Source organism: Candidatus Woesearchaeota archaeon, from assembly GCA_020854775.1.
GTDB lineage: Archaea > Nanobdellota > Nanobdellia > Woesearchaeales > 21-14-0-10-32-9 > 21-14-0-10-32-9.
This window is the reverse complement of record JAHKLZ010000048.1, coordinates 1-10,496: the sequence shown is the minus strand read 5'-3', so window position 1 is coordinate 10,496 and position 10,496 is coordinate 1. Positions and strand designations below refer to the sequence as shown.

General features: G+C 30.4%; 17 protein-coding genes. 10 read left to right on the top strand and 7 right to left on the bottom strand.

Annotated features, from left to right (window positions below; all coding sequences use genetic code 11):
- The first annotated feature begins 279 nt into the window (after positions 1 to 279).
- The 10 genes from KO361_06035 to KO361_05990 are packed head-to-tail and all read left to right on the top strand — an operon-like array spanning position 280 to position 4,944.
- Positions 280 to 531 (top strand): hypothetical protein, encoded by a 252-nt coding sequence (locus tag KO361_06035; GenBank protein MCC7575123.1) that lies wholly within the window; start codon positions 280 to 282, stop codon positions 529 to 531.
- Between the two features lie 11 nt (positions 532 to 542).
- A complete protein-coding gene (locus KO361_06030; GenBank protein MCC7575122.1) occupies positions 543 to 2,219 on the top strand; it encodes a hypothetical protein in 1,677 nt (558 codons plus the stop codon).
- 21 nt (positions 2,220 to 2,240) lie between these two features.
- Positions 2,241 to 2,486, top strand: a complete 246-nt coding sequence (locus tag KO361_06025) for a hypothetical protein (GenBank protein MCC7575121.1) — start codon at positions 2,241 to 2,243, stop codon at positions 2,484 to 2,486.
- Positions 2,483 to 2,686 carry a hypothetical protein gene (locus tag KO361_06020; GenBank protein ID MCC7575120.1) on the top strand — a complete coding sequence of 68 codons (204 nt, stop codon included), beginning with the start codon at positions 2,483 to 2,485 and terminating at the stop codon, positions 2,684 to 2,686. The genes KO361_06025 and KO361_06020 overlap by 4 nt, the downstream gene beginning before the upstream one ends.
- Positions 2,679 to 2,972, top strand: coding sequence for a hypothetical protein (locus KO361_06015; protein MCC7575119.1), 294 nt, complete (start codon positions 2,679 to 2,681; stop codon positions 2,970 to 2,972). The genes KO361_06020 and KO361_06015 overlap by 8 nt, the downstream gene beginning before the upstream one ends.
- Entirely contained in the window at positions 2,969 to 3,112 is a 144-nt protein-coding gene (locus tag KO361_06010; protein ID MCC7575118.1) for a hypothetical protein, read from the top strand. Before KO361_06015 ends, KO361_06010 begins: the two co-directional genes overlap by 4 nt.
- A gap of 6 nt (positions 3,113 to 3,118) precedes the next feature.
- The gene (locus KO361_06005) at positions 3,119 to 3,604 is read left to right on the top strand and encodes a hypothetical protein (protein ID MCC7575117.1); all 486 of its coding nucleotides are present in this window, start codon (positions 3,119 to 3,121) and stop codon (positions 3,602 to 3,604) included.
- A 4-nt stretch (positions 3,605 to 3,608) separates the two neighbouring features.
- A complete protein-coding gene (locus tag KO361_06000) occupies positions 3,609 to 4,070 on the top strand; it encodes a hypothetical protein (protein MCC7575116.1) in 462 nt (153 codons plus the stop codon).
- Positions 4,042 to 4,269 carry a hypothetical protein gene (locus tag KO361_05995; GenBank protein ID MCC7575115.1) on the top strand — a complete coding sequence of 76 codons (228 nt, stop codon included), beginning with the start codon at positions 4,042 to 4,044 and terminating at the stop codon, positions 4,267 to 4,269. The genes KO361_06000 and KO361_05995 overlap by 29 nt, the downstream gene beginning before the upstream one ends.
- A 45-nt stretch (positions 4,270 to 4,314) precedes the next feature.
- The gene (locus KO361_05990; protein MCC7575114.1) at positions 4,315 to 4,944 is read left to right on the top strand and encodes a hypothetical protein; all 630 of its coding nucleotides are present in this window, start codon (positions 4,315 to 4,317) and stop codon (positions 4,942 to 4,944) included.
- A gap of 53 nt (positions 4,945 to 4,997) precedes the next feature.
- Here the strand turns inward: KO361_05990 and KO361_05985 are convergent, their stop codons facing one another.
- From KO361_05985 to KO361_05955, 7 genes are all read right to left on the bottom strand, one after another.
- Positions 4,998 to 5,303, bottom strand: coding sequence for a hypothetical protein (locus tag KO361_05985; protein ID MCC7575113.1), 306 nt, complete (start codon positions 5,301 to 5,303; stop codon positions 4,998 to 5,000).
- 32 nt (positions 5,304 to 5,335) lie between these two features.
- Positions 5,336 to 5,959: a hypothetical protein gene (locus KO361_05980; GenBank protein ID MCC7575112.1), complete on the bottom strand. Its 624-nt coding sequence runs from the start codon at positions 5,957 to 5,959 to the stop codon at positions 5,336 to 5,338.
- 362 nt (positions 5,960 to 6,321) lie between these two features.
- Positions 6,322 to 6,537: a hypothetical protein gene (locus tag KO361_05975; protein MCC7575111.1), complete on the bottom strand. Its 216-nt coding sequence runs from the start codon at positions 6,535 to 6,537 to the stop codon at positions 6,322 to 6,324.
- A 75-nt stretch (positions 6,538 to 6,612) separates the two neighbouring features.
- Positions 6,613 to 8,592: a hypothetical protein gene (locus KO361_05970; GenBank protein MCC7575110.1), complete on the bottom strand. Its 1,980-nt coding sequence runs from the start codon at positions 8,590 to 8,592 to the stop codon at positions 6,613 to 6,615.
- A 235-nt stretch (positions 8,593 to 8,827) separates the two neighbouring features.
- On the bottom strand, positions 8,828 to 9,322 hold the full coding sequence (locus tag KO361_05965; GenBank protein ID MCC7575109.1) for a hypothetical protein: 495 nt from the start codon (positions 9,320 to 9,322) through the stop codon (positions 8,828 to 8,830).
- Positions 9,323 to 9,341: 19 nt separating this feature from the next.
- Positions 9,342 to 9,500, bottom strand: a complete 159-nt coding sequence (locus KO361_05960) for a hypothetical protein (protein ID MCC7575108.1) — start codon at positions 9,498 to 9,500, stop codon at positions 9,342 to 9,344.
- A gap of 401 nt (positions 9,501 to 9,901) precedes the next feature.
- Positions 9,902 to 10,174, bottom strand: a complete 273-nt coding sequence (locus KO361_05955) for a hypothetical protein (GenBank protein MCC7575107.1) — start codon at positions 10,172 to 10,174, stop codon at positions 9,902 to 9,904.
- Positions 10,175 to 10,496 lie beyond the last annotated feature (322 nt).

Sequence of the window (10,496 nt, the reverse complement as noted above, 5' to 3'; positions counted from 1 at the left end):
TCCCTAATTTTTTTAGACAGTTACAGAGCCGCCCGCTATTTATTTTTTCTTCGCAAAATAATAAAGGATGTAACTATTTTCTGATACATATACTAAAGTGTATATATTATAGTGTACATGACAACTTATTTTAGGATGTAACTTATTAACCTATACACTAAAGTGTATATATTATAGTGTACATGACAACTTATTTTAGGATGTAACAGGTATCTATTACTATACTAAACTATATATATCATGAAATACAATATTATAATAAATTGAGGTGTTTTGAATATGAATTTTGTGAAAAGATATGCTCTTAAGACCGGTGCAATTACAAAAGATCAGGCGGCAGTAATGTCTACATCCAGTATTATTGCGCTTCTGGTCGGTGCTGTTTTCGTATCTGCGCTTTTACCAACAATTATAACCAGCCTTACCAACATGAATACTACAGGATGGGGAACTACAGAAACAACCCTTGTTGCTCTTCTTCCTCTGTTTATCGTGATCGGTATAATTGGTAAATTCTCTAACGATCTGTAAAGGTGATAAAAATGAAAATATCACCTTTTATATTTTTAGCTATTTTTTGTATTTTTTCTGTTTCTATTGTTAGTGGTATAGAAATATCTGTTACTGATCTTCATTGTGTAGCGCATGGTGTTGCGCCATCAGGATATCTAGGTGATCCTGACCAGATAATATTAGCAGGTTCAGATAATGACATTATTAGTACAGATATATTTGGCTCTGGTATGTCCGTTAACTCTATTACCGACTTTCCAACGGATGTTGTAAGTATATATAATACTAAAAACTGGATATATGTATCTTTGGTAGATGGAAGAGCATATAAAATACCATCATCACCATATCAAAGAGCATTTGGTGATCTTAATTTTGCAGATGAAGATCACAAAGATGGTTATTATTTAGGTGATTTTTCTACAGGCACAACATTGTATAATAATAGGATTGTTGCTGATAGTAACAACGATATTTATATTTATTCTGCATTCAATAAAAACGTTTATAAAATTGATGGTACAACATTAGTTTCTTCTGAATTTATTTCCACGTCTGAAATTGAAAGTATAGCCACATCAGCAAACAGAAATAGGTTAGATATTTTTGTTCATGATAATGGGTTATATGTTGCTGTAATTGATACCAACAATAACTTAGACTTATATAAATATACCAGCACAAACACAAAAACAAAAATATATGATAATGCTATTCTTAGTACAGATAATGTTGTTAGTTATTTGGCTCCATTGTCTAACGATAATTGGATATTAGGAGCCGCAACATATTCAAATACAAGAACACAAATAATTGAGTATAACGGTACTGCTTCAATAGGTAATGTATATTATGGTACAGGTTATTATCCTACTTCTACAGATTCAGGTAATTTAATAATAAAACCTAATGGGATTATTTGTTTTGCGGCAACTACGCAAGATAAAATAGTGACATTTAGTTCAATATCTGGAGCAGGAGGTGTTTATACAGAAGAAGAAGGTAGTACTCCTGTTGAAATAGATTATAATGTTGGGGCTGTTTCTTCTGAATATGAGAATTATTATAATATGTCAAACGTAAATGTAAAATGGAGTATTGCAATAGATGAAGATTATATAAATACATGGACAAATACACATAATAAACCTATTCAGGATACATACAAATTCAGGATTGAAATATTCTCTCCATTAGATGTTTTTGTTTCTTCTTATGATATTCCTAAATCATCATGGAAATATCAATCTTATACTTTAGGTCTTTTTGGGAAAGGTGATTATGTTACTTCTGGACAGGTAGAATTTAGTAATATAAGGGGTAATGGTACATGGAAGGTAAAATTATATGAGTATAATACTATAACAGGAGCAAAAGGTTTTATTGATTCTGATACGTTTCTGATATTAGATCAAGATAGCCCTATAGGAACAGGTACACAACCTATTGATAGTAACCCTACTAATATAGTTAGTAATTTCCTTGAAAGCCCTTATTTAATTGCAATTATTATAATTGGTGTAGTAGGTTTCCAATTTGGAAGAGGAAAAGACGGTAATATCAATGGTTCTGCAATGGTTGTATTAATACCTCTTGCAGTTGGTCTATGTGCATTAATGGGGCTGTTGCCCATGTGGATACTCTATACTATGGTATTATGTATAATAGCATTTATAGCTATGAAGTTAAGTTCAGGGGGTAGTTAACCGTTGAACATTTTTTATACGTTGGGCATATTAATAGTACTTTTTGCGGGTTTCAATTTTCTTATTAATGCACAACCTGTTGGCGATACAAATTATAACTATATGAACGATACAATTACAGGTGATGAGTTTAATATTGTATCTCTAAAAGGGTTGGTGAGGGCATTTACTATTGATGTGGGCAATGATTTTATTAACTCATTAATTGCAGGATTAGAAATATTGCTAGTAATTGCATTAATATTGTATGCAAGGGGATTATTATGATAGACACATCATATTTATATGTACTCATAGCATTAATATACTTATCACAATTCAAAAAGCTAAATATGGATATTTTTTTAATTTCCATAGTAATGATATTACAGATAGTAATAAATGTTACCTCTGTAATTGATCTTGCATTCGCCTGTATATACGGTTACCTTGCATTACAGGCTCAAAGAGAGGGAAAAAATGAATAACGAAAAACGAATATTAATAGCAGCTATAATACTGCAAATTGCGGATGCAATGACTACATATTATAGTCTTACATCTGGAATAGGGAAAGAAGCTAATCCGTTTCTTTCAGGTATGTTGCCTGAAAGCATAGTATTTTTAAAAGTATGTTATTGTGTAGTATTGTACTTATTATATCAATTTATAGGTACTAGTAACGAAATGAAACATTATTTTAATATTTGCATGTTGTGTAATATAATCATAACTGGAATAGTAGTAGTAAATAATATATGGGTGATCGCATGAGCACAAAAATAGTATTGCATGTACAAAAAGGATGTTGTAAAGTATACGAAGTTGCAAGCGGAAAGACAAAAACAAAATTGCATGAAAGCACATCTTTAAGAGAGGCTGAAAAATACCTAAATTCAAAATATGGATGGTGAAAAAATATGCAACAAATCAATTATTTTGCACTATATGGAATAGTAGGTTTTCTGCTTATTATTGCACCAACTATAATTGAAGTATTGCGAAATATCTATATGGATATTACAAAATCCGTAGAATGTATTTTTCTTGATACTCATAGAAAAAAATTAGTTCGTAACTATAGGAATAAAAAACATTTCATTATCAAGAGCACTGAAAAAATGTATGTATGTTCCGAAAGTGCAGTGCTGAATAAGACTGTATTCTATATGAGCAATTGTGCTGAACCTATAAAAATATCAGAATCCGATATTGATATAGGCAAAACTAGGTATTATGTCGACTCAAACGAATATTACCAAAAATTCAATACAGAGATATTTTCAAAATTCAATGCATCTAAAGAGGTAACATTTATTAAATATACATTTTTTGCAGTAATGGGTTGTATATTTATTTGTTTCCTTATAGCTTATAAGATCGGTGCATTTAGCATAGGAGGCTAAAATTATGAACGATAAACCTCCACTTAATAATATTATAGAAGAATCTCTTCGAGATGTACCACAACAAAATGTAATGGATTCAAATGCTTTGCTAGTTGCTATGTTAGGTGAGGTACAAAAAGAAAAAATAGAACTAGCAAGAGCATTCATTAGTAGAGAAGACCTCAAAACTCAGGTTAATTCATGGCAGCGGGATCTTATTCCAGTAATGGCAATGATAGGAATAAAACCTTTTGAATCAACAGAGAGATTTTTACTTAAACATGGTAAGCCTAAAAAAGAAATAGAAAAAATAATGCAAGATCAACAAATAGACTTTTTAAAAGCATATGTACCTCATTGGATGGAATTAGGCTTGGCCCTTGATAGAAAAGGAAGAGATGAGGACAAATATGTATTATCAGCATTGGTTAATACGGATACAGAGGTGAGAACGGGTGGACAACAAACTCAAAACAAGATCTAAACGGATCCTTTTTGATCTACTTTTTATTTGTGGCGGTATTCTGTCATTTACAGCAATGCTAGATAGCCCGCAAACTGAAAGAGTAGAGTTACTTTTAAGTGCTTTTTCTGTTGTAGGTTTTGCAGTATTCTATAATTTTGTTTGTACTGGTTGTTTTGAAATTGTAAAATATATAATTGAAAATAAGGAGGTAAATTAAAAAATGCCATGTATATGTCTTTGCGGAGAAGAGTATTCTTATAATATGGGTAATGGTAAAACTGCAACTATGGTTTATCTTGCTATGTTGGATTATTTGAACGGAAGAAAAATAAGAGCAAATTTTAAATTGAAAGGCATTGAATATGACCATTTATTTAGTCTTAATCAAACTGTTGTTAAAATGAGAGAGGGCAATGGTGAAACAGATATTGACGGTGATCTTATCGGTGATACCGACAGCACATATATTATAGATGAGTTAAGCACATGGATATCGTGTTATGAAAGGCCGAACCAGAAAAACGATGGGCTTGCTTTGATGAATATGGCAAAACAAACTAGAAAAATGGATATTAAGCTATATTATACAAGTCAGACATACGGTAAAATACCTAAGTTTCTTAGAGAATTAACGCATAAAATATATGTGGTTTCTAAGTGTCATTATGAAAATGGACAGTATGTGAAATGCGAAAAAGATGATTGTTATCAAATACATTATATAGCAATAAGAGAATGTATAAATCAGGGTGATGGTTTAATACAACCAAAACCGACAAAATTTTTCAGGTTACCTGTTCAAATATTCGATATGTATAACACTTATGAAGTCGTAGAAAGGGTTTTTGTGCCAACAGCAAAAAAGACAAAATATGATTATGCACAATTATAAGAATTAAGGGTTATGTGGGAAAGGAGGTAAACCCACATAACTTTTAGTTGATCTTACTCTTTAATTTCGGGGTAGAGGGTTTCAATGGCTCTTATCTGTTTTGTGATCTCAGATCTGTTGTCCTTTTTTCTTTTATCAGGTATATTTTCAAGGTAACTACTAAGGATGCCACTGATAGAAATATCAACCCCTTCATTGTCTTTTATGCTAAAATCAGGCATCCTGCTTTCTTTGATCTTTTTAAGCAGGTTCTTAGCTTGATTTTTTTCACGTAGCGGAAGAGTATTCTTTATTTCTGCTTCTATGCTAGATACCAGTTCATTGTATCGTTCAACCACTTCTATTGGGATTTTTGACATTTTTTAAACCTCATGCTATAATGCATTTAATGTTATTTATATTTATTTTTTGCATTACTGATCAATTCACATATTAACTTTTCAGGTATACTATACTTTTCTTCTATTGTTCTTCCTTGAGTACCTGTTGTACTACCTCTGGGTGCTTTTTTATGATGGCACGTCGGGCTATTGTTCTTACATGTTTTTGCTATAAAAGGTATATTAGTCCAGATATCAGTAGGTTTAGCTCTATCACATTCATACTGACAGTACCATACAGTTTGTCTATTAAATTCAGGTAAAAACCATCTAGCCCTTGCTCTTGGATTCTCGACCACATAATATTTATCATTGCGTTCTGCATAAGAAGCTATTTCAGCACATATATTTAGCAAGGCTATCGCATCTTTACCCCTTTGATCTTTAGGGGAGTGGTCCGCATTGAAATACCTGTTTCCGCAAGCCATTGATAAGGTATTACACGGAGGTGACATAAAAATAATGTCTGCTTTTTCCATAATATTTAATATCTCTTTGTCAAGAGGGTCAAGCATATCAAATACCTTAGACGGTATAAATTTTGGTTCTATATCTATAGAATAGGATTCAAACCCCATTTTTTCTGCTGCCTTTGAAACACATTTTGTTCCGCAAAAAATATCCATTATAAGCATTTTTATGCCTCATCAACTATTATATATGAAAATATTTCTTTATTACAATTTGTACAATACAGTTTTTGATTTTTATGTGTATAATTACACACTATTTCTTTTCCACATCCTGCACACACACTAAAACACTTTTCTACTTGCATCCTGATCACCTTAATACAATGTACATATTATCCACGCAATACAAAATGATGTCATTACACCAGACACCATATATACACTTAATTCAACATATTCCATTGGTATCATATCCTTCATTTTTATACCTCACATTGTTATTATCAAACCTAAAGCCATTATTCCAATAAGAAATATTGTAAAGGTGCTTGCGAAAAGCACCACAAAATAGTTTATAGACATTTTTATCCCTCGTGTATAGTTGTATTTTCATTGATCTCTATAGTTTGATGAGTTGCACCTGTATCACAATATATGAACTTATCTTTAACTATCTGATAGTTCTTACATCTTATAGTTACAAGATTAATCCCCATTGTTTCTTTATTTTCAGATACGTAAACAGATATATAATATCTATCTGCTATTTCGTTGAAGTTAATATATACATTTGTGTACATTTTTCTTACCATCCTTTTTGAAGTATTACAACGCTTCTATAGTTAATAATAGGCATCATTACTATATAAATGTTTCTAAAGCATTGCTGTATTTAGTGGTTTAGAATTACACTGTATTTTTCTAACTTGTTCTATGTTACTATAATTAAAATCCCATATTCTTTTAGTGTCAAAATTTACATCTTTTATTTTAATTTGTTTTTGAAAAGTGTTAAAATCATCTAATTTATCCTGAATTACACATTCTTTTAGCTTTTTTACCCTTATCTCTTCATAACCATAATTAAAAATATTATCAAATTCTGGACCATGTAATATATTACTGTTTGCAGTTTTCTTTATATGTACTCCTCTGGTGCGTGATTTTGATGTTTCTATAGTTTCACCCTCAAATTCATAGAACCCAGCACCTACCATAAATAGATCACCTTCTGATCTTTCCCATTGCCCCAGATGTTTGCCTTCATTAAGGTTCAATTGGGATTCTGATATAACACTATCTGTAAATGTTGCTATAAATGCATCCTCTTTTTGCATTGCGGCATTATACACCATACACCTGCTTAAAGCAGTTATTTGAGAAGCATATATAGGATTAAAGTAGTTACCGCATACCCAATTTTTAACCAGTATATCATCTACAGTTATAGCATAATCATCAATATTACACAGGTCTATATCTGTATTTTGTTCATATTTCGGATTTACCTCTATAAATTTTCCATATATTGAATTAAGAATTATTTTAAAAAGCAGGTTTCTAAAATCTGTTTTTTTGTATTGTGCCCTCTGCTCAAATAATAAATTAATAGTGTCTTTAAAAGGGGTGTATATTGGGTTATCTTCATATCTTACACCTATCCACCCGTTAATAATTTCAATATCAGTATAATCCACTATATCTAAATTACATAAGGTTTTGATCTCTTCAATGGTTGTAAAGTATTCTTTCAATTCACCAACAGTATATTTTAACACATTGCTATTTTTATATGGTAATAAGTTAGTATAATTATAAGGAATATCTACATTTATTTTTAAAAACCCATAAGCAATATTTTCTATTCCGAAGTTTAATAGTTCTTTCATTGATGATATTTTAACCCATTTTAATTTGTTGCAATCTTCTAAAAATGTCATCTGATACGGGTACATAGAAGTTACATCATATTCAAAAACATTATCATATTTCCCACGTTTTACAACTTCCGACTTTCCACCAACATAAGCATTATAAGCATAATAAGATATATCGTAGTTTCTGGGGTTAATACTTATTTCATTCTCTATTCTCTGAAATAAGAACCATTTAGGGTTTTTTATCGTAAATGGTTTAATATCTGTTTTTGTTTTGTAAAAATAGTCAACAGATAGTGAAGCACATGAATACGGAGCATTAAAGAGCATACCTATATGGTTACAGGAATTAATAACAATATCTGTTAAACCTTTTGTAAGTTCTGAATCATGAATACAATATTCTATTACTGTATTATCAAGGGGTAAATTTTCAATATTATATCCTAAATCTTCTATAGGAATTTTATGGTCATTTAAGTATTTACTAGATACATATTCCAATTTTGTACTTTTTTCATATTTGAAAAATTGCATTATATCGAAATATTTAACAGGCTTGGAAATAGTGTATAATTCGTTATTATGGTCTACTACACTTTTATTATCTTCGTTGGTTTCTGTAGCATATGCAATGTCAAAACTTTTAGCACCAACACCACCATAATAAATATTATCATGGATGCAATAGTCATATTTAGCAAAAAATCTTAAACAGTCTTTAGGTAAAAATTTTAATATTGCGTTCTTATCGTAACTCAAATTATAAAATGTATTTAAGGTGTCTTTTTGGTTTAACAGGTGATCTATCATATCCTCGTGTTTTGTTAATACATTTCCAGAGCTGTCACACAATAAAAAAGGTTTTCCTTTACGGGTTTCTGTATCAAAAGATACGCTTATCTTTTGATCTTCATTAATATTATAGTTACCTCTTATCTGAGGCATTCTAATATTAAGAAAATTCTTACATTTCATTTTTTAACCCTTTTGCACAAACCTTTTTCTTTCATTTTCTTACATACTTGTTTTATAGTGTATTGTGAATAACATTGATGTATGTGTATACATGCCATGTTGCATTTAACTCTCATTGTAACACCTTACACAAATTTCATAATAACATTATATCTATTGTATATTCTGGTGTAACATATCGATCAAAAGATTGTCTTAACGAACCTCTATTTGTAGCTGACATTTTTAAACTCCTTTAAAATCTATATGTTACTTCTAAGTTCGGAGAGTTAGCATAGGTTTTCAACTCGCTAAACTTTTTTCTATCTACGAGGTCATTATAATAAAGTATTGCGTTACTTCTATTCATTCCTTTTTGTGCCATAATACCTTCAATTCGTTGCATCCTTATTTCCTCTTTATTTTTTTCATATAGGTTTATAGCTTGTTTATAATTTAGATCGAATTGTGTTTGTAGTCTTTTTATTACTTCGTTTCGCTGAATAAGTATTGCTTCGTTTCTGAACTTGTTAAATGATATTTTTCTTTCTGGTTTTACATTTTTATCTATTATAAAACTACCATCCTGGGCTTTAGGTACTTTATTTTTGTCATACACCCACATTTTATTATTTCCACTCTGGAATGTTTTAACATAGATCTTATTTTTGCTAAAAAAAGTTTGTTCGTAAAAATTACGTTTCGGTTTTTCACCTGTTTTATCATATGGGTTATCTTTAGGGGCCCTCATAATTTATACCTCATACATTTTATATATTTTTTTGTTCTTTTTGCCTTAATTCTGCTCTACATTCACAACATACGGGTTTAAAAATGAAACCATTATAAACACGTTTGACAAGTACTTTTTTACACATTTCACATGGTTTATATTTTTCCAATAGTTTAGTTCCTATCACTTTTTTCATTGTAACACCTCTTGATATAACGTGCAGTACATCCTCTTATCATTGCTCTGGTCATAAGTTTTATGTTTGCATTTCCATCTAAGAAAACAATTACTACAATTTTCTACAATGTCATAGTTAGTTCTGAGTATTTGTACCATTTTTCATCACCATTATAAAGAATGTAAATATTTATGATGTTTTGAACATAGATATACTAGATTCCACAATTCATTATTTGTAAAATCACCATCTATATGGTGAACGTGAATTTTATTATTAGTGCCGCAAAACTCACAATGTTTATAACAACATTCACGTTTCATTATTCTAGTCGCTCTTAAACGATACGCCCTTATTGTCGGTGATTCCATGAAACAATTTAATGGTGCTATAAGATCACCTCTTTTTTAAAAAAATGGTCACATTGGTGTGACCAAGTACTGAGTCTGCATGCCCGTCCCCACTTTTTTGATCTTTACTCTCTCAAGGTTTACATCATCCTCTAGCAGCATTTTTATCTGACTCAGTACTGTTTTTGGGATACGATAAAAAACATTATCCATTTCGAAACCAGTTACAGTAAATGCTTGATCCCCTGAGCCAAAAGTCCTATCTTCAATATCTACGTCTAAAGACAGTTCTTTGAGATCTGATACGTTCTTTATGGTTGTCTGATTTACATTCGTCTGCATTGCTGCACTTCTAATACTTGTTTTAGTTGCCATATTACTTTTGTCCTACAAGTGTATTTTTGATCTTTAACACACTTGCAATTATAAGAAGGCTTACAAAGTATATAAATATTTGCTTCTGCTATTGGTTTTATAAAAAATAAGCAACAGTAACTACTTTTTATTACATATATCTTAATATGTATAATGGAATATATACACTGTAGTGTATAGGTTAATAAGTTACATCCTAAAATAAGTTGTCATGTACACTATAATATATACACTTTAGTATATGTATCAAAAAATAGTTACATCCTTTATTATTTTGCGAAGAAAAAAT